The sequence below is a fragment of the Staphylococcus muscae genome, assembly GCF_003019275.1.
GTDB lineage: Bacteria > Bacillota > Bacilli > Staphylococcales > Staphylococcaceae > Staphylococcus > Staphylococcus muscae.
Genome location: NZ_CP027848.1, coordinates 1,130,113 through 1,153,349 on the forward strand (window position 1 = coordinate 1,130,113; position 23,237 = coordinate 1,153,349).

General features: G+C 38.7%; 24 protein-coding genes. 5 read left to right on the top strand and 19 right to left on the bottom strand.

The annotated features are described in order from the left end of the window. Positions 1-23 precede the first annotated feature (23 nt). The 7 genes from C7J88_RS05730 to C7J88_RS05760 all read right to left on the bottom strand — a co-directional run bounded on the left by C7J88_RS05730 (position 24) and on the right by C7J88_RS05760 (position 7,761). Positions 24-272, bottom strand: a complete 249-nt coding sequence (locus tag C7J88_RS05730; RefSeq protein WP_095117668.1) for a hypothetical protein — start codon at positions 270-272, stop codon at positions 24-26. 125 nt (positions 273-397) lie between these two features. Further along, positions 398-862, bottom strand: a complete 465-nt coding sequence (locus C7J88_RS05735; protein WP_095117669.1) for a helical membrane plugin domain-containing protein — start codon at positions 860-862, stop codon at positions 398-400. After that, entirely contained in the window at positions 862-3,798 is a 2,937-nt protein-coding gene (gene fdhF / locus C7J88_RS05740) for a formate dehydrogenase subunit alpha (RefSeq protein WP_095117670.1), read from the bottom strand. Before fdhF ends, C7J88_RS05735 begins: the two co-directional genes overlap by 1 nt. A gap of 225 nt (positions 3,799-4,023) precedes the next feature. Further along, positions 4,024-4,929 carry an LCP family glycopolymer transferase gene (locus C7J88_RS05745; RefSeq protein WP_169712275.1) on the bottom strand — a complete coding sequence of 302 codons (906 nt, stop codon included), beginning with the start codon at positions 4,927-4,929 and terminating at the stop codon, positions 4,024-4,026. A 195-nt stretch (positions 4,930-5,124) separates the two neighbouring features. Then, positions 5,125-5,919 (bottom strand): inositol monophosphatase family protein, encoded by a 795-nt coding sequence (locus tag C7J88_RS05750; RefSeq protein WP_229709403.1) that lies wholly within the window; start codon positions 5,917-5,919, stop codon positions 5,125-5,127. A 64-nt stretch (positions 5,920-5,983) separates the two neighbouring features. After that, a complete protein-coding gene (locus C7J88_RS05755) occupies positions 5,984-6,682 on the bottom strand; it encodes a helix-turn-helix transcriptional regulator (protein WP_157728701.1) in 699 nt (232 codons plus the stop codon). Positions 6,683-7,020: 338 nt separating this feature from the next. Continuing rightward, positions 7,021-7,761 (bottom strand): CPBP family intramembrane glutamic endopeptidase, encoded by a 741-nt coding sequence (locus C7J88_RS05760; RefSeq protein WP_095117674.1) that lies wholly within the window; start codon positions 7,759-7,761, stop codon positions 7,021-7,023. Positions 7,762-7,882: 121 nt separating this feature from the next. Here C7J88_RS05760 and C7J88_RS05765 point away from each other — a divergent pair, with 121 nt between their 5' ends. Beyond that, a complete protein-coding gene (locus tag C7J88_RS05765) occupies positions 7,883-8,233 on the top strand; it encodes a hypothetical protein (protein ID WP_095117675.1) in 351 nt (116 codons plus the stop codon). 86 nt (positions 8,234-8,319) lie between these two features. Here the strand turns inward: C7J88_RS05765 and C7J88_RS05770 are convergent, their stop codons facing one another. Then, positions 8,320-9,708 (bottom strand): amino acid permease, encoded by a 1,389-nt coding sequence (locus C7J88_RS05770; RefSeq protein ID WP_095117676.1) that lies wholly within the window; start codon positions 9,706-9,708, stop codon positions 8,320-8,322. Positions 9,709-10,189: 481 nt separating this feature from the next. On the opposite strand from C7J88_RS05770, the gene C7J88_RS05775 reads away from it, so the two are divergent. From C7J88_RS05775 to C7J88_RS10545, 3 genes are read left to right on the top strand one after another with little or no spacing between them, the layout of a single operon-like run. Further along, positions 10,190-11,044 carry a formate/nitrite transporter family protein gene (locus C7J88_RS05775; RefSeq protein WP_095117677.1) on the top strand — a complete coding sequence of 285 codons (855 nt, stop codon included), beginning with the start codon at positions 10,190-10,192 and terminating at the stop codon, positions 11,042-11,044. A gap of 53 nt (positions 11,045-11,097) precedes the next feature. Beyond that, positions 11,098-11,430, top strand: a complete 333-nt coding sequence (locus C7J88_RS05780) for a hypothetical protein (protein ID WP_095117678.1) — start codon at positions 11,098-11,100, stop codon at positions 11,428-11,430. Position 11,431: 1 nt separating this feature from the next. Then, positions 11,432-11,608 (top strand): hypothetical protein, encoded by a 177-nt coding sequence (locus C7J88_RS10545; protein ID WP_095117679.1) that lies wholly within the window; start codon positions 11,432-11,434, stop codon positions 11,606-11,608. A gap of 59 nt (positions 11,609-11,667) precedes the next feature. Here C7J88_RS10545 and C7J88_RS05785 read toward each other — a convergent pair whose 3' ends face one another. From C7J88_RS05785 to C7J88_RS05805, 5 genes are all read right to left on the bottom strand, one after another. Next, a complete protein-coding gene (locus C7J88_RS05785) occupies positions 11,668-11,847 on the bottom strand; it encodes a hypothetical protein (protein WP_095117680.1) in 180 nt (59 codons plus the stop codon). After that, positions 11,844-12,488: an HAD family hydrolase gene (locus C7J88_RS05790; RefSeq protein ID WP_095117681.1), complete on the bottom strand. Its 645-nt coding sequence runs from the start codon at positions 12,486-12,488 to the stop codon at positions 11,844-11,846. Before C7J88_RS05790 ends, C7J88_RS05785 begins: the two co-directional genes overlap by 4 nt. A gap of 144 nt (positions 12,489-12,632) precedes the next feature. Then, on the bottom strand, positions 12,633-13,481 hold the full coding sequence (locus C7J88_RS05795) for a VOC family protein (protein WP_095117682.1): 849 nt from the start codon (positions 13,479-13,481) through the stop codon (positions 12,633-12,635). Between the two features lie 77 nt (positions 13,482-13,558). Then, positions 13,559-13,795 (bottom strand): hypothetical protein, encoded by a 237-nt coding sequence (locus C7J88_RS05800; RefSeq protein ID WP_249027468.1) that lies wholly within the window; start codon positions 13,793-13,795, stop codon positions 13,559-13,561. Between the two features lie 314 nt (positions 13,796-14,109). Continuing rightward, on the bottom strand, positions 14,110-15,060 hold the full coding sequence (locus C7J88_RS05805) for a bile acid:sodium symporter family protein (RefSeq protein ID WP_095117684.1): 951 nt from the start codon (positions 15,058-15,060) through the stop codon (positions 14,110-14,112). 269 nt (positions 15,061-15,329) lie between these two features. Between C7J88_RS05805 and C7J88_RS05810 the strand changes: the two genes are divergently transcribed. Further along, positions 15,330-15,854, top strand: a complete 525-nt coding sequence (locus tag C7J88_RS05810) for a hypothetical protein (RefSeq protein ID WP_095117685.1) — start codon at positions 15,330-15,332, stop codon at positions 15,852-15,854. Positions 15,855-15,892: 38 nt separating this feature from the next. Here the strand turns inward: C7J88_RS05810 and C7J88_RS05815 are convergent, their stop codons facing one another. From C7J88_RS05815 to hutU, 6 genes are all read right to left on the bottom strand, one after another. Further along, positions 15,893-16,381, bottom strand: a complete 489-nt coding sequence (locus C7J88_RS05815) for an SRPBCC family protein (RefSeq protein ID WP_095117686.1) — start codon at positions 16,379-16,381, stop codon at positions 15,893-15,895. Positions 16,382-16,477: 96 nt separating this feature from the next. Next, on the bottom strand, positions 16,478-17,788 hold the full coding sequence (locus C7J88_RS05820; protein WP_095117687.1) for a Na+/H+ antiporter NhaC family protein: 1,311 nt from the start codon (positions 17,786-17,788) through the stop codon (positions 16,478-16,480). A 109-nt stretch (positions 17,789-17,897) separates the two neighbouring features. Further along, the gene (locus C7J88_RS05825; RefSeq protein ID WP_095117688.1) at positions 17,898-19,028 is read right to left on the bottom strand and encodes an amidohydrolase; all 1,131 of its coding nucleotides are present in this window, start codon (positions 19,026-19,028) and stop codon (positions 17,898-17,900) included. Then, on the bottom strand, positions 19,004-20,197 hold the full coding sequence (locus tag C7J88_RS05830) for a SulP family inorganic anion transporter (protein ID WP_249027469.1): 1,194 nt from the start codon (positions 20,195-20,197) through the stop codon (positions 19,004-19,006). The genes C7J88_RS05825 and C7J88_RS05830 overlap by 25 nt, the downstream gene beginning before the upstream one ends. 124 nt (positions 20,198-20,321) lie before the next feature. Beyond that, positions 20,322-21,557 carry an imidazolonepropionase gene (hutI, locus tag C7J88_RS05835; protein ID WP_095117690.1) on the bottom strand — a complete coding sequence of 412 codons (1,236 nt, stop codon included), beginning with the start codon at positions 21,555-21,557 and terminating at the stop codon, positions 20,322-20,324. Then, positions 21,557-23,224, bottom strand: a complete 1,668-nt coding sequence (hutU, locus tag C7J88_RS05840; RefSeq protein ID WP_095117691.1) for a urocanate hydratase — start codon at positions 23,222-23,224, stop codon at positions 21,557-21,559. The genes hutI and hutU overlap by 1 nt, the downstream gene beginning before the upstream one ends. Positions 23,225-23,237 lie beyond the last annotated feature (13 nt).

Sequence of the window (23,237 nt, forward strand, 5' to 3'; positions counted from 1 at the left end):
AATTCAACCTCTCTTTTTCTCTCTTATGCAAAATAATACCATATCATAAAGACGACAAATACTATCACAATCGCATAAATACCATTTGCAATACGTCTTAACTTTGTTTTTTCTTTGAATAGCATGTTAAATAAAACTAATGTAATTGTCAAAGTGATTAAAAAGCATACCAACGCCCATATTGGTCCAACATAGATCAACATGACAAGTCCCGCTATTAAGATGATATTGGATATCACAGCGAGTAATATAATGGTTTGTTCACGATGCATAAATGCCTCCTCCTTTTAACTCAACTATATTTTATCATGATTTACATAGTGGTGTTGCAATGAGTTGAAATTCATATAACACAAAAAGGAGCAGCAATTGCTACTCCTTTTATACAGACAAAAGATTAACGTGACATACCTTTTAACATGTTTAAGAAATACGTTAAGCTTTGATTCATTTCATCGTCTTTGAGTACACCCATCAATCCTTTGATTGACGTACGTGCACTTGGACTTGCTTGATTTGCTACACGAACCCCTTTGTTCACCTTGTTGAGAAGCACGCGCAACTCATCTGTATCAAGATCTCCTAAGATAAATACCATTTGACCGATATTATGCAAAAAGCCGGCGTATTGGTCTTTATTGAGTTCAGTGACAATTTTTTCGGTAATGACACCACGTTGTTTTACCGCACCATTCAGTGCATCTAAAATTTTAGCGTCATCTAAGTTTTTCACAAGATCAATGACTTTCAAGATACTATCTTTGTTTTCAGCAATCTTGTCTGTTACTTCTGCAAGGTTCTCTGCTTTGATTTCTGCTTCTGACTTCTGAATACGTTTAATTTTTGTAATTCTTTCTGCCATTATTTCATCACCTGATCCCCTGGGAAGACATAGTCTGGACGCTCCCATTTTTTGTCTACGCGTACACTATACTGTGGATTGCGATGTTGGTTACGGAAGTTCGTTGGGTTCAGTGGTGACTTACCACGTTTGCTCAATACTTCCATACGACAACATGTTGATTTGTATGCTGGTGTATGTGTTTCTGGATCTGTCACACTACTTGTCAAATAGTTAATTGCTGCTTCATTATTATCATTTTGCGGTAAGAAAATTTGTTTACCTTTCACACGGTCTGTAATATGCACGTGACCCGTCGCTTCACCTGTTTCAGAAATCAACTTCACAGCAGCACCTTCATGAATATCACGGTCAGCTGCTAATTCTGGTGAAATTTCAATAAACGCTGAAGGCATTTTATATTTCAGACCAGGCACTTTGTATGTCATGTTACCTTCATGGAAGTGCTCTAACACACGGCCATTGTTCACATGTAAGTCATATGTTTCGTTTGTTTTGTAGAAGTTATTGAAGTCTAATGCAAATAACTTCGCTTTACCATTGTCAAAGTTGAAACCTTCTGTGAAGAGCAATGGTGTATCTGTACCGTCTGCATTTACAGGCCATTGCAAGCTGTTATAGCCTTCTAAACGGTGGTATTTCACACCTGCAAACATTGGTGTTAAGTCTGAAGCTTCATCCATGATTTCTGATGGATGTGTGTAACCCCAGTCGTAACCCATTTCTTTTGCGATCATTTGAGTGATTTGCCAGTCAGGTTTTGAATCACCAAGTGGCTCTAAAACTTGGTATAAACGTTGGAAACGACGTTCTGTATTTGTGAATGTACCTTCTTTTTCTAGAGAAGGAGAAGCTGGTAAGATGACATCCGCATATTCAGCCGTGAATGTTAAGAACTCATCTTGAACAACTAAGAAGTCTACTTTTTCTAAAGCCGCTTGCACGTAGTTAATGTTAGAGTCTGTAATACCTGTATCTTCACCTAAAATGAACATACTGTGTACATCTCCAGCATGGATGTGATCCATCATTTGGTGGTTGTCGAAACCTGGTTCTTTTGGTAACTCAACGCCCCATGCTTTTTCAAACCAACCGCGTGCTTCATCATCTTGTACACCTAAGTAACCTGGTAACTTATCTGGCATACTACCGAAGTCAGAGCAACCTTGTACGTTGTTGTGACCACGTAATGGATATGAACCTGCACCTGGTTTCATGTAGTTTCCTGTTACAAGTAATAAGTTAGAAATCGCTGTACTTGTGTCAGAACCTGTTTCTTGTTGTGTAACACCCATTGCCCAACAGATAGACACGCTGTTCACACTTACAATTTCATGCGCTAACTTCACAAGGCGATCTTTTGAAATACCTGTTGTTTCTTCAGCAAACTCCATTGTATAAGGTTTTAATGATTCATAATACGTATCAAAATGATCTACCCATTGATCGATAAATGCACGATCGTGAAGATCGTTATCAATGATATATTTCGTTACGGCAGATAACCATACTAAGTCTGTACCTGGGTGTGGTTGATAGAATTCATCTGCACGTTGCGCCATCTCATGTTTACGGATATCAAACACATGTAGCTTTTGACCGAATAATTTGTGTGCACGTTTAATACGTGACGCAATAACTGGGTGCGCTTCTGCTGTGTTTGTACCAACTGTGATAACCATTTCAGCATTACCGATATCATCGATAGAACCTGAGTCACCCCCATGTCCTACTGTACGGAATAAACCTTTCGTTGCAGGTGCTTGACAGTAACGTGAACAGTTATCAATATTATTCGTACCAATCACTTGACGTGCCAGTTTTTGCATCAAATAAGATTCTTCGTTTGTTGCTTTAGATGAAGAAATAAATGTTAATGCATTTGGACCAAACTTGTCTTTGATTTCTTGCATGCGTTTCGCAACATATGGAATGGCTTCATCCCATTCAACTTCTTCAAATTGTCCATTGCGACGGATTAATGGTTTTGTAAGACGCTCTTCAGAGTTAACATAGTCCCAACCAAACTTACCTTTTACGCAAGATGAGATTTTGTTTGCTGGTGAATCTTGAGAAGGTTGTACTTTCAAGATTTCACGGTCTTTCGTCCAAACTTCGAAGCTACAACCAACACCGCAGTAAGTACATACGGTTTTCGTCTTTTTAATACGTTCTTCACGCATTGCCGCTTCAGAATCTGAAATAGCAAATAACGGACCGTAGCCTGTTTCTGCTTTTTTCGTTAAATCAATCATTGAAGCAAGTGAACCTGGTTCGATATCTGTCATGTAACCAGCGTTACCTACCATGTTATTTTCCATCATTGCGTTACATGGACATACTGTTGAACATTGACCACAGCCAACACATGATGATTCATTAATCGCAACATCATTGTCCCAAATAACACGTGGTTGATCGCGATCCCAGTCAATTGATAATGTTTCATTGACTTGCACGTCTTGACATACTTCGACACAACGTCCGCATAAGATACATTGGTTTGGATCATAGCGGTAGAATGGTCCGAAGTCCACTTCATATGGCTTTGGCTTGTATTCATACGTTTGATGTTCCAATCCCCACTGGTCCATCGTATTATGAATTTCACAGTTTCCGTTATTGTAATCACACACCGTACAATACAATTGGTGTTTTTCAAGAATGCGATCTAACGCTTCTTTTTGACTCGCTTGTACACGATCGTTCTGTGTATTGACAACCATAGGTCGATCAACCACTGTACTACATGCACGTTCAATTTTGCCGTCAATTTCAACGGCACATGTGTCACATGTTTCTATTGGCCCTAAAGCTTCGTTATAGCAAATAGAAGGTACAAATGTTTGTTGTGCTTTGATAAAGTGTAGTAAATTGGTGCCTGGTTCAACCAAATACTCTTTACCATCTAATGTTAAAACAAGATGTTCTTGCATAATATCCCTCCTAAAAATTTCGTCTAAGATGCCCCACACACTTAGTACTTCTATTCTACCCTTTTTACATCGAAATGTTAACGTTTTCTATATATTTGATAATATAATTATCTAAATAAATTATCCTATTATTTTACTGAGTGTAAAAAGTCTTTTAAAGTATAAAGAACGCAGCAAAAAGAGGAGTGAGATATCTTGATCTCACTCCTCTTAGTTATAAAAAAGTTAAAGTCCTAAGTTTTCACGTAATTGCTGTGTCAATTGTGCTTTACTATTCTCATCTGGTACAAAATAGTACACGCCATCTGATTGAATACCACCTGATCCTTCAAGTTGATGACGATTCACATTTTCATTCGCATCAGAATAATTACTTCTAATTTGATTTAATTCTGACAAACTCAAATCTGTTTGAACATTCTCACCAAGTTGATTCATAATGCCATTGAAGTTTGTTAAAGATGACACACTTGTCAGCTTATTCGCCAATCCTTGCAATACAAGTTGTTGACGTTCTTGTCTACCAAAGTCTCCACCCGCACCTTCTTCTTTTCGACTGCGGATAAAGGCCATCGCCGCTTCACCGTCAAGGTGTTGCTGCTCACCTTGTGTAAATTGGTAGCCTTCAGCTGAGAATGTCGCATTGCTCACAACATCAATACCACCAACTGTATCAATAGTATCCTGCAACCCATCCATATCAACTGTCGCATAATGGTCAACCGGCACATCCATCAATTTCTCAAGTGTTTTGACTGCCATATCTGCACCACCGTAGGCATAAGCATGATTGATTTTTTCAGTCGTTCCACGTCCAACGATCTCAGCTTGTGTATCACGTGGAATACTCACCATCTCTGTCGTTTTTTTATCTGGATTAATCGACAGCAACATGATTGTGTCACTTCGTTCTCCACCACCTGCACTGGCACGTTCTGCATTCGAATCAACACCGAATAGTGCAATCGTAAATGGTTCACCTTTTCCTAAGTCAACCGTTCCTGATCGCAATTCTGAATGTTCTCGGTTAAGCGGATTATGAATCGCGCCGCCAACAGCGAATAATTTAAATGCCAAATAGCCAATCGCAATGACCGCCAAAATAAACAGGACGGCAATAATGCGCAACATCCACTTGATGACTGGACTCTTTTGTTTTTTCGACCGTGTGTAAGTCAAAACACTCACTCCATTTCTTGAAGATGAGACAAAAACTCACTTTTAGATATTTGTTTCTAAAAGCATAAATTCCCTATGTCTTACCCTCGTTTTGTTATTTTGATTATAGCGTACATTCAAAAATTAACAATACTTCCATAGTCGCAGTTACAATTTTTGATAGCCACCTTTTTGAAGTAGAATTTTTAAAGTTTCATCATAACACCCTGCGTTACTTATAATAAAAGGTCCCCCATGAATGAAGTCAATCGGCTCTTGATGGAAGTTTGTCATTTTTAATCCAAGCATTTCAGCGAACAAAAACTGTGCACCTATATCCCACGGCTTCGCATTCGTGTGAATATGGGCGCCAAATTGACCTGTAAATACTTTGGCAGAATCGAGCCCACATGCACCAATTAAACGATAACCAAACGAAACTTCTAATAGGTCGTGCATCGTCTCATCATTCAAAACCTTATTATTAAAAGATATCAAACTCTCTTTCAGTGGTCTTTCTGATGGTGGAGATAACGGCACATCATTTAAATAAACACCTTGTCCCTTAATCGCCTGAAATCGTTTTTGACGTGAAAAGTCGTCAATATATGAGAGAACGGGTTGACCATTGTGAAACAAAGCTAAAATTAAACAAAAGTCATCTTGCTGTTTGACAAGATTTGCCGTCCCATCAATTGGATCAATGACCCACGTAAAGCCTTCTCTCAACTTCTCAGTATTATGATGGGCTTCTTCACCGTACAATTGATGATTTGGAAAATGCATCGTAAGCATTTGTTCGAAGCTTTGTTCGATGGCTTTATCTACATTCGTCACCAAATCAAATCGGTTCGCTTTTGTTTGTGTATCCATGTCTTCTATCATTGATGGCAATGTACGACGTACTCGATCAAGCCATTGCATCACTTGTTTATCAATCATCTTCAGCTGTTCTACTTCCACCATTACTGTCACCTCTTTGCATAGATCCCTTCTAATTTTAGTGCCGTCATTCGCATTACTGAGTTTACGACGACTCATTTTGTAAATAAACTTTGTAATTATCCATTGTAATGTCTTGCGTCTTGATGGACTTATAAAATGAATAGGATATATCACTAATCGATGACATATCAATAACTTTCGTGTAGCCACCACCGATATGATACACAACTGCACGCCAAAGCCCCTGTTCACATAACAATCCGATAAACACTACATTTTCTACAACTGTTTGCTCTGAAGCATTCAGTTCGTATTCGATCGCCATCACCTTGCGCTCATGTGCATATACTAAAATCGCATGAAGCAACCGTGAGAGACGCTCCGTTTCGCTCGACTCAATGCGAATCACTTCATTTATATGCTTCAAATTTTGGCGTACTGTTACATTAGGGTGTCGCAATAACTTATCCATTACAGAATCCATCTCTTCATCAAATGGCAAAGCTGTTTGAGTCAAGCTTTCTTTTAACACTAAATAGAGTGCTTGAATTTCATTATCTGAGAAAGTGAGCGCATTGTGGTTCATCTGTGATTGCATACGGTATCCCCCTTTTTGTCCCGCATGCGTTTGTAAATGAACACCTTTTGCTTCTAATTCTTGTATATCTCTTAACACCGTTCGCTTCGACACACCTAAATGCTTCGCCAATGTGTCTGCCGTCACGTGCTTCAACTCTTGAATGAGCTCGATTAAATGCTGTTGCCGCTGTTCCTTTTTCATACATATCACCCCTCGGTCACGAAACCATCTTATTTGTATTATAGCATGCGATGTCATACGGCAGATAATCATTATATAAGTGTAAAATTTACTCAAAAACTTTAAAGAAAGCGTTTACAAATGTGTGTTTTATATGTTATCATTTTAATTAGCTACTAGAGGGGGATGGGTACAGACGCATATTTCAAATGAGGGGTAACTATTTCGTCAATAGTAAAGTTTGAAACATGATGTACTTGTTCTATACTAGATTGAACATCTTCAATATTTATTACTTACTTTCCTTTCTATCCGGACAGTGCATATGCACCGTCCGGTTTCTTTGTTTCTAACTTATTTTAGAAGAAGATATCTAACACGAAAGAAACAAAGTTATTGATCATATGTAATGCGATAGACACACCAAGGTTACACCCACTTTTGATATAAATCCATACCATTGGAATCGCTAAGAGTAAATATTCAATCATTTCAAATGGTGATGTCGCCGAAATAACATGAATCCCTGCAAATAGGATGACTGAGATAACCCCCATCACATAAATATTAAATTTCTTTCCTAATTCTCCTATTAAAAAGTTCCGGAAAACAATCTCTTCAACAATTGGTGCTAACACGACAATGAACATAAAGTTAAATGGGAGTAACGCATTCCACGCCATTAATGACTCTAACATCTCTTCATTTTGCGTTGTTTCATATTGATATTGCTCTGGAATAAACTGTGTCAAATAGCCGTACGCTTGCAATGAAATAATCATGACAACATAAGCTATGACAATCCATAACCAATATCGGCGCACACCTTGTAATCCTAATCGAAAACGCTCTGGCATCTCACTTTTATGCAAAAGCCAGAAACAAATAATGAACAGGAGATAACTCGCCACAATCGATGTCGTTTCTACAATTTGATAGTAATCTAATGAGGTAACCCACTCTGGAAGGTTCACATTCGCCAATAATAAAATACCTGACAGTATAACTACCATAAAACCAATCGCCAACTGACCGACTAAAAAGATGGGAATCAACCACAAATCTCTCCATGCAATGTCTTTCCATTGATATTTCGCCATTTTCTTCCTCCTCTATATTGCTTTTTCTTCATCTTAGAATAACACAACCACGTCGCTTCACACGTAAATATCTAAAAATTTACTCAAACTCTCTACTTTATAACATTAAAAGGAGGATGCTATGAATCTCTCAAAAAAATTAACACTGACTATCGCTATTGAAAATTTACAAGCATTGCTCACACTCGTTGACAATTATGACTTGGCACGTGCATTAAAGAACGGTCCAATCGAAGAACGCCTCAAACAATTAGAAGATCAAGTGGCACAATATTTTTCAGAAGTGACCCACCCTAACGAAACGCCTTCTTTCCCTTTTCCAAATTATGACGTGTATTATCACTGTTTACAACAACTACACCATAACCCACTTATCCATGTGGATTTGGGTAGTCAAGAAAGAGTGAACACGGGATATGTCACAGTCATTTTACAAGCAATGCATCACTTGAAATCGTTTGAACTATTCTAGTGCTTGATTTTACGCTTAACAGACGAAAAGAGATAGGGACATTCAGAAGTATACTGAATGTCCCTATCTCTCTTGTTACTCATGTATTATAACTTTAAGTCTTCTTTATCAAGCTTATGATAACCGCGCATAAAGAAGAAAATACCCATAAATCCTAAGAATAAGAAACCGATAATTACAGAAACACGAGTCTCTCCATTGATTAACATACCAATTAATACGAGTACTAAAAATGCAATTGTTAAATAGTTCGTAAACGGTGCAAATGGCATTTTGAATGGGTGATTCTCAGCCTTCTCAGGAAACTTCTTGCGGAATTGAATATGACTGAATAAAATCATAAACCACGGAATCATCCCTGGTAAAATCGATGCACTGTACACATAAACGAAAATACTTTCAGATCCTTCGATGAATAATGGAAGGACAACGTTTAAAATAACACCTACAAAAATACCGATTGATACAGCTAACACTGTATAGAATGGTACACCATTTCTCATGATTTTAGTGAAGATTTTTGGCAATTGACCATGTTGTGCCAATGTAAAAATCATACGACTTGAACTAAAGATACCTGAGTTACAACCTGACATTGCTGCTGTGATAACAACAAAGTTAATAAGACCTGCCGCAATCGTAATACCGACCTTCGCAAAAGTTGCCACAAATGGTGAACCAAGGTCTTGTAGTTCATTCCACGGATACACTGTTACGATTACGAAAATCGCACCGATGTAGAAGATTAAAATTCGCCAGATAACCCCGTTGACTGCTTTTTTAATATTCTTCTGTGGATCTTTTGTTTCACCTGCTGTAATACCGATCAGCTCAACACCCTGATATGAACCGATAACGATAGATAATGCGAAGAAGAAGCCCAACCAACCGTTTGGCAAGAAACCACCGTGCTCTGTTAAGTTACTCAATCCAATTGGTACGCCCCCGTTACCAATTCCGAAGAAGATCAGACCAAAACCTGCAATAATCATCAAAATAATTGTGACAATCTTAATCATCGCAAACCAAAATTCGAACTCACCGAAAGCTTTAACTGATATCGCATTAGCTGCAGTTAAAATGACGATAACAATGACTCCCGGAATCCATGTTGGTAACTCTGGCCACCAGAACTTCATGTATTCACCGACAGCAATAACTTCAGACATCCCTACGACAATCCATTGAAAGATGTTCGCCCAAGCAGTCACGTAACCTGCAACCGGATGTAAGTAATCTGTTGCATAGTTCGCAAATGAACCTGTCGTTGGATATAAATACACCATCTCACCCATCGCACGCATGACTAAGAATAAGAAGAGCCCAGCCAATAAATATGCGAAAATAACAGATGGTCCCGTCCAAGCAATTGTACTTGATGCCCCCATGAACAAGCCAACACCGATTGTGCCCCCAAGCGCAATCATTTGAATTTGACGAGAGCTCAGCCCTCTTTGTAATTGATTATCTTCCATGACAATCCACCATCTCCTTGAAACCCCTAATTTTCAAAAGCATGTAAACTTTTTCTTCGTTATTATACTATATTTCACTAATGTTTAAAGTAGATTTTTCACTTCACACTTTTTGGCTTAGCTGTGAACTTTTTATTGTCATATTCAAAAACAACGTACATGATATGTCACACCCACTTTATATTGAATAAACACTTCAAGATAGATGGTAACAAAACCTCAAAAGTACTGATATAACAGTATTTAATCATTTTCTTCAAAAAGAAAACGATTCTGAATGCCATTTTAATAAGCGAGACGATTTATTTATTCCACCATCACTTTATATGATTTGCAAAATCTATTATCAGAATTATTATTCATCTGCACATAAAATTGCAAATGTCATCTTATCGACACAAAACGTTATGTGAACACATTCACATTATCGGTTTAAAGCGTTATACTAGATTCTATTACACAACGAAAGGAAATTTGTCGTATGAATGATACGAATATTAAATGGGATACGATTTTTTACGGTCGTAAATGGGTTTCAAATATTATCGAAACCATTCAAAAAAAGGATGTCTTGCACAGTTTCTACATGAAGCGTTACTTGATGCGTGCGATGATGGCAGGTTTTATTATTAGCATCATCTCTGTATTTGTTTTAATGGTTAAAACAACGTTTGCACCTGATGTACCTCTTGGCGTCGTCAATATGATTGGCTCGATCACATTCAGCTTTGCACTCGTATTAATCTTATTCACCAACTCCGAACTGCTCACCAGTAATTTCATGTACTTTACAGTAGGACTTTATTATCACCTTATCCAACCTCTCCGTGTATTAAAGATTTTTATGCTCTGCTTCTTCGGTAATATTGCAGGCGCATTCATCTTTTTTGCCATATTACGTGTCAGTGATGTCATGTCACCAGAAATGGTTGCCTTGTTGGATCAGATGATACACTCGAAAGCCGAAGTATACAATTTTCAAAACATACTTGTGCGTGCGATTTTTGCAAACTTCTTCATCAATATTGCACTTGTGATTGCTATGCAAATCGATGATGTTTTAGCAAAAATGTTTGTCATGATGTTCGGTGTAACAATCTTTGCATTTATGGGATTTGAGCACGTTGTTTATAATGCCACTTTGTTCGTCGGTCAATTATTTTATGATTTTTCTGCTGTTCATGCGCTCGGTATGTTAAAAAATATTGTAGCTGCATTTATCGGTAACTATATCGGTGGTGGTCTTATTATTGGTTTATTCTATGCTTACTTGAATGATCACGGGCAGTTTGAAACGATTAAAAAAGCGAACAAATCACAACAGCTCACTAAGTAGTTTGTAGATGTCTATGGTATACTGACTGTACAAATTTTTTGATGGAGGTTCACATGAAACGCACACAGAAAGCTGTCGTTATTTCATTGTTTCTTGGCATCATCTTTTTTACAGTCAATTTTATGTCACATACAGCATCAACACCAACAATTATTTTCAAGTCATTACTCGTTGCACTAACATTCGGTGTGCTCTACATGCTGACTTTCACACTGCTCGACTCTGAAAAACACCGTATACAGTATGGTGTGCCATTAATCATCGGTGTAGCATCAGGTGCATTAATCGGCACAAAACTAGGTGAACCTATTATTTGTACACTGATTGGTATTGGGATTGCTGTAATCGTCGGTTACATTTACGGTCGAATAAAAGGAGTGCGGTAAGATGTATACACTTGGTATGATTGCAATTGTACTATTACTCGTTGGTTCAATTCCCAATATATACATGTATAATAAAGAATTAAAAGAAGGCAATGCCAATCCACGTATGAAACTACTCATTGGCATTGATGCGATACTTATCATTTTGATTCTGGCAGCCATCTTCTTATTGAGATAACGTTATAACCCCCGCTCATACATCTGCAATGTCATTGCTTGTATGAACGGGGGTTTTTATTATAGGAAAAAGCGATATAAAATAACCATACCAATCGCATAAATAATGAGTCCAACAACACATGACAACACGTGTATACGCATTGGGATATGTCGTTGCCTTCTCGGTGCGATGACTAAATTACCAGCAATAAAACATAATGGAATAACAATAAAAAACATGAGCTGTTCAAAATTCATCGCTTTCTCCCTTCAAAATAACGTTCAATTAACGTTGATAAATCTGTATCTTTATCTGTTAATGGCAAATGGCTGAAGTCACTGATTTCTGTCATCTGATTTGTATTGACAATCACATCGAGCCCAGCACGTATTGCCGCAGTAGCACCTCTTACTGAATCTTCAATTGCTAAACAATACGCAGGGTTATGATTCAATGATTGAACTGCTGTTAAATACAAATCTGGTTCTGGTTTTACCTCTTCCACATCTTCTCTACCAACAACGACAGAAATATAGTCATTCAAACCAAGTGCTTCAATCGTCGGTAAAATTTTTTGACGCACACTACTTGTCGCAATCGCCATCGGAATATGACGTTGTTTCAATTGTTGCATCAGTTTTTCTATACCTGGTCTCAATGATAAATACTTGGCACCTTCATGATGTTCACGATACAGTTTTTCAACCTTCTCTTCGCCTAATAAGTTAATAATATGATTATGTAATTCTAGTGCACGGCCTCCAATATTGGCACGATAAAAAGCCAATGTCACTGGTTCATGACCTTCCGCCACTAAGTGTTGGTTAATGACATCATACAAATGTTGTTCTGTATCAATAACCGTTCCATCAAAATCAAATATCACTGCTCGATACATGTATTTAACGCCTCCTCAATCAATATGTTGCAATCAGTGTAACAAATACAATGAAATAATTCATGAACAAAACGCCGTCCATACAATAAAAAACACATACTATACTAGCAACTATATTCTAGTACAGCACGTGCTTTGTTCAATTTATTCATTTTTAACAAAATTATCTTTTATTTGTGATGTCGCAAATTCATAAGTAATACCATTTTGTCGATAGTATAACGATTCAAACCATTTGCGATCAATAATGCCCGTATGTTGCACTTTCAATGCATCATGTAACATAGCAACCTGTTCTAAAGCTTGATGGTCTGCCACACTCAGTGCATGATGATGAATATATCCACGTCCCGGACGCACAACTGGCCCACCCTTTTTAACGACGACAATATCTGTATAATGTCCACTATCGTCTAATGTCATAACCGTTCCTTCTTTTGCATCATAAACGTCATAATGATATTCACCTCGCAAATAAGCAATTGTTTTATTTGCATCATGTACATGAAGTTCAATTGGCCCAAGCCCTAAAATTTGATATGACTTCGGTATGTCAGTATCTACTGGGTTCTTCCAATCATCTGGTATTGTTTGCTGTTGGTTATCCATAAGAACAAATGACAAGTTTTCAGGATCATCGAAAAAACGCGCAGGATGTCCTAAATAAGTCCCCTTAGAAACAGCAATCCCTTCTTGACGTAAACGCCGTTCAAAATAGTTCAAACTATCTTCGCCTTCTACTAACAATCCGATACGTGCAATCATATCTGTTCCTTTACGCATCTGTCCTGCGTTTGGCAATTCAAAAAAAGTTAATAACGTTCCTACCGTTCCATGATTATCTCCATAAAACAGATGTACCATCTCTTCATCGTCTTGATTGACCGTCTCTTTGACAAGTTTCAACCCTAATACTTCTGTATAAAATCGTTTGTTTTCCACTTTATCCTTTGTATACATTGAAATATGATGATGACCTTGAATCAATGACATGTTATCAATCCCCCGCTAGTAAATCTTGTTGTCTATTCTTCTCTACCCATCGCATTACTGGTTAAACGTACACCTTACTATGGATTTGGAAAGAGGGCAACACATACAAGCCCCATAATAATAATAGCAGTAGGAAACGCCAACGTCTGAATAAAACGCACTTTTTGTATCGAAAGTTTTGACTGTGCCAACCAAGTCTCTAATATGACACTAAACACTGTCACGCTGATTGTCATCACAAACAATAGTTGACCACCATTTGGATAATACGTCAAAAAACCAAACGCCAAAACAAGCATTGTCAACAAGAGCATACATGTTATCAAATAACGCCTTAGCACAAGTATCATCGTGTCACATCCTTTTCATATTAAGGTTTATTTTCGCATAACCTAATATTTTTGTAAACCAAATAAAACGTGTGACACAGCTGAGACATGCGATCGGGGCAATAGCGTTTAAGATTTGAACAGAACCAAATAATGTGCAAAATTGCTTTCAAACTTTACCGAAATCGTGTCAGTTCTATCAAAAATCCTGCTTTTGGGACACCGTTTATTAGTTTCCCAAATACAAATTTATTATATCTCATCCCCAACTGAGTCTTAACTTTGTCACACCTTGCTCATTACGCAATACTTCTTTTTGAACGTTCTACATGTTCTGCACGTTTTGCCCAATATCTTGCGAGAATTGGACCAGTTATGCAGTGCACTAAGCTAAATACTGCACCCGGAACTGCTGCAAGCGGATTAAAATGTACAGTTGCCAATGACGTTGCTAAAGCAGAGTTTTGCATTCCTACTTCGATAGAAACTGCCTTTTTATCCGGATAATTCAACTTCAACACATTCGCTAAGAAATAGCCTGTCGCATACCCTAAAACATTGTGTGCAATAACAACTGTAAAGATCAATAGACCTGTTTGAATAATCAACTCACGACTACCCGCTACCACAGCGCCTAAAATAATAGAGATAGCTATCACCGACACGAGTGGTAATACATCTTCACTTTTTTCTGAGAAGGTTTTGAAGAAACGTTGTACAAGTAAACCAATCAGAATTGGAACTAGAACGACTTTGGTCACAGAAGCAAACATGCTCATAAATGAGACATCCATCCACTCTCTCGCAAACAAATACATAAATCCTGGTGTTAAAACTGGCGCAAGAATTGTAGAAATCGACGTAATCGTCACCGAAAGTGCTACATTCGCTTTTGCAATATAGCTCATGACATTACTCGTCGTGCCACCTGGACAACATCCAACTAATAAAACACCAATTGCGATATCAGGCGGTAACTGAAATGCTTTAACAATCAAATAAGCTAACAATGGCATAATCGTATATTGTAAAACAACACCTGTAATAACTGGTTTTGGATATTTAAAGATTAACTTGAAATCACTCACTTTTATTGTCAGTCCCATTCCCAACATTACGACACCTAATAAATAAGGAATAATATCCCCTACCCCAGTAAATAAATGCGGTGCAGTAAATGCAATGATACTTACCAACAATACCCATACTAAAAATGTTTTTGACGCAAAATGGCCAATACGCTGTAACATGAAAGACACCCCTTAGTTATTTAATAGTCAGAATATTAGCATAATTAAAATGAGACGACAACCTTATTTCTATATTTTTTTGCAACTCTTTTACATTTTGATAGACATTTGTAACTTATCTGCATGATAAAAAACGAACGATATATCTATATACAAACTTTAACGTACATATTTTCTTTCACTGAATTACTACTGAAGTCTGACTGAATTCATCCCATTCACATGCTACAATGAAGATAACAAATATTTTCAAATGGGGCTTGAAGAGAATGATTGATAAAATAGCATCTTATATACTGAATATTGACAAATTAGAAAATCGTACTGAGCGTCGTCGCCTAACTAAATTATTGGATACGATTGCTTTCGATGTCCCCGTCCAATATCAATGCATCAAGATTAAGCAATCCTATTATTTGCGTGTTCAACTACCAAAACGTGCACTTCCATATTTTGTAAGTTTGCTCAGTTTCCATCGATTTTCTATTTATCAACTCGTACGAACACAACAAGTTCACACATTGACACCGATTCAAGAACTCTCTGCACACGAACAGCATTATGAGTTAGTGATTGACGGCTTAACCGATCCTTTTATTAAAGATAAAGTCATCGATATTTTGGCCGAGTTTCAATCTGAACATCTCATCTATACCTTTTCACAACATCGCTTAAAAGTAACAACACGCCCTAATGTTATGATGAAATTAATCCGTACGTTGGCGACAAGACATATCGACATCTACTATGCGAGTCGTCCACAACATACACATCAACAAACTTATATTTCATAAACAAAGCACCTCTCCCATAGTTTGGAAGAGGTGCTTCTCTATTCGTCTGGATGATTCTCTAAATAGGCTTGCAATGTATCAAACATCAGTTCAAAACCATGTGCCGTATGATCATGGTACGCTTTCTTTTCTTGTTTGTAGACGAGATTAGACATACCACGTGGTTTCTCCATCACACTCTGATAGCCGAACGTCATCTGAGTGATGCCTGGACTGCGCTCTTCAAAATACACATCGATTGTATCTGTCTCGTCACTAATCGCAGGCATTTGTATTGTTAGGCGAATATGTTCATGTGGAACAAGCTGTTCATACGTTCCTGTCACAACACGTTCCTTGTCCCGTCCTCTATCACGGATTTCGTATGTGCCACCTTCTGTCGGATCACTCTTGACAGCTGTATTGGTAGCTGGTGTCGTCATCAGCCACTGTTTCATATCATCTGGGTTGACCCATGCTCGATACGCACTAGCTGTCGTTGTCTTCATCAAACGTACAATTTCTATTTCAATCACTTCATTTTGCATCCTATCACTTCCGTTCTTACATGAGATGTCATACTCTTTCTATTGTACTGTATTTCATCAAATTGCCCAATGATTTCACTGATATGACCTATTCGTTTATCGTCTTGTGTTAACAGCATCAGACTTTAAACGAGGTAAGTTAAAAACAATTGCTACAATGCCACATAAAGCAAGCATCAACGGGTACACAGAGTATGGAATTAACATAATCGGTGAAAGTCCAGCAACACCTGCCGCTGCAATTACCTGTGGACTATACGGCAAGATACCTTGAAAAGCACTGCCGAAAATATCTAAAATACTTGCTGATTTTCGCGGATCGATGTTGTATTCATCCGCAATATCTTTCGCAAGCGGTCCAGCCATAATAATAGAAATCGTGTTATTCGCTGTCGCAATATCTGCCATACTCACCAGTCCTGCAATACCCAATTCTGCACCGCGTCGAGAATGGATACGTTGCTTCACATAATTCAGTAACCATGTCACACCACCATAGTGTTCCACTAGTCCAATCATGCCACCGATTAGTAATGCAATCATCGCAATATCTTCCATTGCAATAATTCCTTCTGATGCCGCCGTCAAAAACCCTTTCATTCCGAACGAACCATCAAGACCACCGATAATGCCCGATAGTAAAATACCGCCCATCAATACGATTACGACATTGACACCTACTAATGCAAGTATCAGAACAAGTAAATATGGAATAACTTTGATCATTTCATATTCATAACTTGCTGTTTGGTCGATCTGATTCCCGTGTGTCAACCACCATAAGATTAATAGTGTTATAAAGGCACCGGGTACGACAATTCGGAAATTCACTTTAAATTTATCTGCCATGCGTGTATTTTGTGTACGGACAGCAGCTATCGTTGTATCTGATATCATCGATAAGTTATCACCGAACATTGCACCACCAACCACTGTTGCCATTGCTAATGCAGCTGGAATATCTGTCGCTTCACTAATTCCGAATCCTACTGGTGCAATTGCAGCAACAGTTCCAACCGATGTTCCCATTGAAATAGAGATAAACATACAGATAATAAAAATTCCTACAATTAAATAATGTTGTGGAATGAGTGATAGCCCTAAATTAACAATGGATTCCACACCGCCCATTGCTTCAGCTGTTTGTGAAAATGCACCAGCTAACACAAATACCAACATCATTAAGATAATATTTGGGTGTCCTGCCTTACGTGCGAAAACTTCTACTTTATGGGTAAACTTTTCTTTAGGATTGATTAATAAAGCGACAATCACACCGATTAATGCTGCAACATTAAGCGGTAAAAATGTAAAATCTTTTGTGATGATACCTGCACCTAAAAACACGCCAATAAAGACGACTAACGGGATGAGTGCCCATGCATGCGCTCTCTCTTCTCTTTGCATTGTTGAAACTCCTTCGTGAAAATAAGCATGGGGTGTTTCTTATTCTTGCACCCCATACTCGTTTTGTCTTATGATTTATTTTAAAAATTGAATCGCCATATCAAATATCTTATATCTCTTGCTCAAAGAGACGCTCTACAAAGTTTACAAAATAATCAGGTGCTTTGTCGAGCATTGCTTCATCTGGATTGTATTGAGGATGATGTAAAGGATACTCACTATTTGAACCTATCATCGCAAAATGTACAGGCGCAACTTGCTGGTAACTCGCAAAATCTTCACCAATCATTTGGGCGCGCGGTTGAACTTGCACTTCATACCCTGTCTCTTCTGCTACTTGCCATGCCATTGACTGCAATGTATCATCGTTGTTCACACCATCCGTCAATCGTTGATAATCCAGCACAACGGATGCCTGATATTGTATAGCTGCCCCTTCGCACAACTGTTGCATACGCATCTCTATTAAGTCACACACTTCTGGTGTCAACGTGCGAACAGTCCCTTCAATCATGCCACGACTTGGAATGACATTCCACGTATCACCGCTATGTACTTGTCCTATTGTTACTACCGCTTCATCGTACGGTGCCACGTTGCGACTCACAATTGTTTGAAGCCCACTCATCAAGTGACTGAGAATGATATGTGGGTCTACCCCATCTTGTGGCATTGCTGCATGTGCACCGACACCTGTCACATCAATTTTGAAGCGGTCAACATTTGATGTCATATAGCCTGTCTTCGCACACCATGTGCCGACTGGTAACGTCGGGTCATTATGAAACCCAATGATTGCTTTTGCGCCATCTAAAACACCTGTTTGGACGACCGCATCAGCACCTTGACTAACTTCTTCGGCCGCTTGAAAAATAAAGCGGACACACCCCGATAATTGTTGTTCACGTTCCTTCAATCGAATAGCTGTGCCGAGAATTGCTGCCATATGCATATCATGTCCACACGCATGCATCACACCATTATTGTTTGATGCATATGCTAAGCCTGTTTGTTCAATAATTGGTAATGCATCGATATCGGAACGCACGGCGATAAAAGTATCTCCTTGTCCAATTTCTGCAATCAGACCTGTTTCAAGTGGTGTTTCTAATATATTTATTTCATGATCTTGTAATATTTTACGCAATCGTTGTGTTGTTTCAACCTCTGTATGTGCACATTCCGGTGCTTGATGAAATGCACGTCTCCAAGCAATCAATTGTTCCGTGAATTCTGCCATACGTTTTCAACTCCCTTATATAAATAATAACAAGCTGTTCCAGCAAGTACGCCCAAAGCTAAGTTTTTGGTATAAATGGTTAGACCAACCGTTAACAACATAATCATAAAATCTGCATAACGTCTTTTAACAATTAATATTTTCGTTTTTGGATCGAAGGCTTTCAATGCGATTTTAATCAACACTGTCGCTAATACGACCATTGGAATTTGACCAACGATCGGACCTAGTACAAATACGAATAAACCCATCACTACACCAATGACTAACATAGATAATCTTGAAGTAGCACCACTGAAATAAACGAACTTGGACTGTCCTACAAGACCACTCCCTGCCAAACCACCGAATAAACCAATCAGCAAGTTTGAAACACCTTGTCCACGTGATTCTTTATCTTTGTCACTGGGTGTTTGTGTCAAATCATCCATCATTTGTGCAATTAGACTCGTTTGAATCGTTGCAACTGTTGCCAACATCAATCCAAATACAATGACTTGTAAAAGCGTATCCACTTGCCAATCGAGATGCGGCAATTGCATACTTGGAATTTTCACATGAATATCCGCATAATCAGACACATGTTTTAAATCGGCATGCGTGAAAAAGGATAAACAAGTAAAAACGATAATGGATAATAAAGCAGCAGGTATTTTAGTGGTCCATCTCGGCACAAGCCAAATGACCAATAAACTTAAAATCGCATATATGTAAGTCGTAAAATTATAACCAAAAATATGTTTAAGTTGTGCTGCAAATAGTAAATAACAGAGTGCATTCATAAAGCCAATAACAACAGGTACTGGAATCAGCTTAATCGCTTTAGATACATGACAGTAACCGAATATGATCTGTATGATTCCCATGATAATAATTGAAGCGGCTAACATATCTAAGCTATATGACGCTGTAATCATAACGACAATAAGAGATACACCACTGCTTGGTGCCGATACCATAAGTGTGCGTGCCCCTAAAAAACTAATATATACCATCATCATAGATGTGCTGATCATACTTGTTGTCGGACTAACACCCGCTATAAAGCTGTAAGCAATCGCACCGGGTAACATCGCTAAAGCAACGAGAACACCCGCAAGAATATTTTGATAGTAATTCCCTAACCATGACGCACGATAATCTTCCCACCATGCTTGCATAGATTCCATCCCCTTTTTATCTATGTAGGTTAAGTTCTATTCTATCAAATAAATGTAAAGTGTAACATATGGCGGTTTCATAAAAAAACACGCATGTACCCCCATCCGTACATACGTGTATATCTATTTATTGTTATTTTAAAGTTAATTCTTTTTTAACGACAACACGTCCTTCATGAATAACTGTATCAACATGGTTGATGCCATAATGATATGGAATGTACTCATGATTTGGCGCATGCCATAGAACGATATTGGCTTTATCACCTTCATTAATCGTACCTGCATCAACATCCATAGCTTTCGCCGCATTCACCGTTACTGCATTCCATACTTCATTCGGAGATAGTTTCAACTTCAGAGCAGCAATCGCCATCACCATCTGTAAGTTGTTTGTCACACAACTACCCGGGTTGAAGTCAGTCGCAATTGCGATGGCTCCATTGTTCTCAAGCATACCTCGTGCATCTGCGTAATCATTTTTACCGAGATAGAATGTTGTGCCTGGTAATAACACAGCTACTGTATCCGTATTAGCTAACTTCTTCTTGTCTTCGTCACTCGCTGCCACTAAGTGGTCTGCAGAAATCGCATCTTCATCAATGGCTAATCCTAATCCACCTAACGGATCAATCTCATCTGCATGAATTTTCACACGGAACCCTTGTGCTTTTGCTGCTTGAATATAGCGTTTCGAATCTTCTATTGAAAAAACACCTGTTTCACAGAAAATATCTGCAAAGTCTGCAAGTTCTTTCACTTCCGGCAACAAATCAATCATCTCTTGCAAAAATGCTTCATTAGATGATGCTTCTTTTGGCACAGCATGTGGCCCTAAGAACGTATGGCGCATCTCAATGCCGTACTTCTCTTGCAAACGGCGTGATACGTGTAGTTGTTTCAATTCATTTGCTTTATCTAAGCCATAACCACTCTTACTCTCAACAGCTAACACACCGTGATGAATCATCGTTAATAGGTCATGTTCCGCCTTTTCAAATAACTCATCTTCCGTTGCCGTTCTTGTCGCTTCAACTGTGGATAAAATCCCGCCACCTCGTTCTAAGATTTCGAGATATGACAAACCTTGACGTTTCAACGACATCTCATGTTCACGAGAGCCGCCATGCACAAGATGTGTATGTGCATCTACAAGTGCAGGAGACACAACATGATGTGATCCATCTATCACTTCTCGTGCCTCGTATGTGTCATTATAAGGTCCAGAGTAAACAATTCGCCCATCTTTCACGACAACTGTCCCATTTTCAACAATCTTCAATTCATCCAGCTCTTTCCCTTTCAATGGACGATCCGTCGATTTTGGTAAAATCAATTGTTTGATGTTTTGGATGATTAAATCATTCATTATTTATCCTCACCTTTACGTGTAATCATTGGCATATCAACATCTTTCTGTTTCGCTGTCTCAATTGCAATATCATAACCTGCATCTGCATGTCTTACAACACCCATACCTGGATCTGTCGTTAAGACGCGCTTCAATCTACGCTCTGCACGCTCTGTTCCGTCTGCCACAACAACCATACCAGCATGTAATGAATAACCCATACCAACACCACCACCGTGATGCACAGAAATCCATGAGCCCCCTGCAGCCGTATTTACGAGCGCATTTAAGATTGCCCAGTCACCAACTGCATCCGAACCATCTTTCATCGACTCCGTTTCACGGTTAGGTGATGCCACAGAACCAGCATCTAAATGATCTCGCCCAATAACAATTGGTGCAGAAATTTCACCTTTACGCACAAGTTCGTTTAAAGCCAATCCCATTTTGGCACGGTCGCCGTAACCAAGCCATGCAATACGTGATGGTAAGCCTTGGAACGCAATCTTTTCCGTTGCCATATCCAACCAGCGCATCAGCTTTTCATCTTCAGGGAACAATTCACGCATCAGTTCATCTGCACGTTCGATATCTTTCGGATCGCCTGACAGTGCAGCAAAGCGGAAAGGTCCTTTCCCTTCACAGAACAACGGACGAATGTACGCTGGTACGAATCCTGGGAAGTCAAAAGCATGTTCTAACCCTTCATCAAACGCCACTTGGCGAATGTTATTGCCGTAATCAAATGCAACTGCACCTTGTTGCTGGAATGCTAACATGGCTTCTACATGTTTTTTCATCGATTGTTTAGATAATGTCACGTAACGATCTGAATCTGTCTCACGCAATGTATCCGCTTCTTCCAGCGAATAACCTTCCGGTACATAACCATTCAGTGGATCATGTGCAGAAGTTTGGTCTGTTACAATATCAATCTTGAAGCCACGTTGTAAGATCTCGTGATGCACTTCTGCTGCGTTACCAACTAAACCAATCGCAAGTGCTTCACCTTTCTCTTTAGCTTCTTGTGCACGTTCAAGTGCCTCATCTAATGAGTCAGTAATCATATCACAGTAACGTGTCTCAATACGTTTTTCAATGCGTGATGGATCTACGTCTACACCGATCACAACCCCTTCATTCATTGTGACTGCAAGCGGCTGCGCACCTCCCATACCGCCGAGACCGGCCGTCAGAGTAATTGTCCCTTTCAAGGAACCGTTAAAGTGTTGATTTGCTAACTCAGCAAATGTTTCGTACGTTCCTTGTACAATTCCTTGAGACCCAATATAAATCCAACTTCCGGCTGTCATTTGCCCATACATCATTAATCCTTTGCGATCTAACTCATGAAAATGTTCCCAGTTTGCCCATTTTGGTACGAGTACAGAGTTAGACAGTAACACACGTGGTGCTTCTTCGTGTGTCTTAAAAACTGCAACAGGTTTCCCAGACTGTACAAGCATTGTCTCATCACTTTCTAAGCGGCGCAATGTTTCAACAATTGCATCAAATGATTCCCAGTTACGTGCCGCTTTACCAATACCACCGTATACAACAAGCTTGTCTGGATGTTCTGCAACTTCCGGATCCAAATTGTTGTATAACATACGTAAAACCGCTTCTTGCTCCCATCCTTTACACTCAATATCTAAACCTTTTTTTGCTTTTACAACTCTAGACATAAAACATCTCTCC

Bases quoted from the DNA above. Each gene is read 5' to 3' on its own strand.
- C7J88_RS05775 (WP_095117677.1), top strand. From the start codon at position 10,190: ATGAATGATACGAATATTAAATGGGATACGATTTTTTACGGTCGTAAA.
- hutI (WP_095117690.1), bottom strand. From the start codon at position 21,557: ATGAATGATTTAATCATCCAAAACATCAAACAATTGATTTTACCAAAA.
- C7J88_RS05820 (WP_095117687.1), bottom strand. From the start codon at position 17,788: ATGCAAAGAGAAGAGAGAGCGCATGCATGGGCACTCATCCCGTTAGTC.
- fdhF (WP_095117670.1), bottom strand. From the start codon at position 3,798: ATGCAAGAACATCTTGTTTTAACATTAGATGGTAAAGAGTATTTGGTT.
- hutU (WP_095117691.1), bottom strand. From the start codon at position 23,224: ATGTCTAGAGTTGTAAAAGCAAAAAAAGGTTTAGATATTGAGTGTAAA.
- C7J88_RS05810 (WP_095117685.1), top strand. From the start codon at position 15,330: ATGATTGATAAAATAGCATCTTATATACTGAATATTGACAAATTAGAA.
- C7J88_RS05745 (WP_169712275.1), bottom strand. From the start codon at position 4,929: ATGTTGCGCATTATTGCCGTCCTGTTTATTTTGGCGGTCATTGCGATT.
- C7J88_RS05755 (WP_157728701.1), bottom strand. From the start codon at position 6,682: ATGAAAAAGGAACAGCGGCAACAGCATTTAATCGAGCTCATTCAAGAG.
- C7J88_RS05805 (WP_095117684.1), bottom strand. From the start codon at position 15,060: ATGTTACAGCGTATTGGCCATTTTGCGTCAAAAACATTTTTAGTATGG.
- C7J88_RS05825 (WP_095117688.1), bottom strand. From the start codon at position 19,028: ATGGCAGAATTCACGGAACAATTGATTGCTTGGAGACGTGCATTTCAT.
- C7J88_RS10545 (WP_095117679.1), top strand. From the start codon at position 11,432: ATGTATACACTTGGTATGATTGCAATTGTACTATTACTCGTTGGTTCA.
- C7J88_RS05830 (WP_249027469.1), bottom strand. From the start codon at position 20,197: ATGGAATCTATGCAAGCATGGTGGGAAGATTATCGTGCGTCATGGTTA.
- C7J88_RS05800 (WP_249027468.1), bottom strand. From the start codon at position 13,795: ATGCTCTTGTTGACAATGCTTGTTTTGGCGTTTGGTTTTTTGACGTAT.
- C7J88_RS05765 (WP_095117675.1), top strand. From the start codon at position 7,883: ATGAATCTCTCAAAAAAATTAACACTGACTATCGCTATTGAAAATTTA.
- C7J88_RS05760 (WP_095117674.1), bottom strand. From the start codon at position 7,761: ATGGCGAAATATCAATGGAAAGACATTGCATGGAGAGATTTGTGGTTG.
- C7J88_RS05795 (WP_095117682.1), bottom strand. From the start codon at position 13,481: ATGTCATTGATTCAAGGTCATCATCATATTTCAATGTATACAAAGGAT.
- C7J88_RS05785 (WP_095117680.1), bottom strand. From the start codon at position 11,847: ATGAATTTTGAACAGCTCATGTTTTTTATTGTTATTCCATTATGTTTT.
- C7J88_RS05780 (WP_095117678.1), top strand. From the start codon at position 11,098: ATGAAACGCACACAGAAAGCTGTCGTTATTTCATTGTTTCTTGGCATC.
- C7J88_RS05730 (WP_095117668.1), bottom strand. From the start codon at position 272: ATGCATCGTGAACAAACCATTATATTACTCGCTGTGATATCCAATATC.
- C7J88_RS05815 (WP_095117686.1), bottom strand. From the start codon at position 16,381: ATGCAAAATGAAGTGATTGAAATAGAAATTGTACGTTTGATGAAGACA.
- C7J88_RS05770 (WP_095117676.1), bottom strand. From the start codon at position 9,708: ATGGAAGATAATCAATTACAAAGAGGGCTGAGCTCTCGTCAAATTCAA.
- C7J88_RS05735 (WP_095117669.1), bottom strand. From the start codon at position 862: ATGGCAGAAAGAATTACAAAAATTAAACGTATTCAGAAGTCAGAAGCA.
- C7J88_RS05790 (WP_095117681.1), bottom strand. From the start codon at position 12,488: ATGTATCGAGCAGTGATATTTGATTTTGATGGAACGGTTATTGATACA.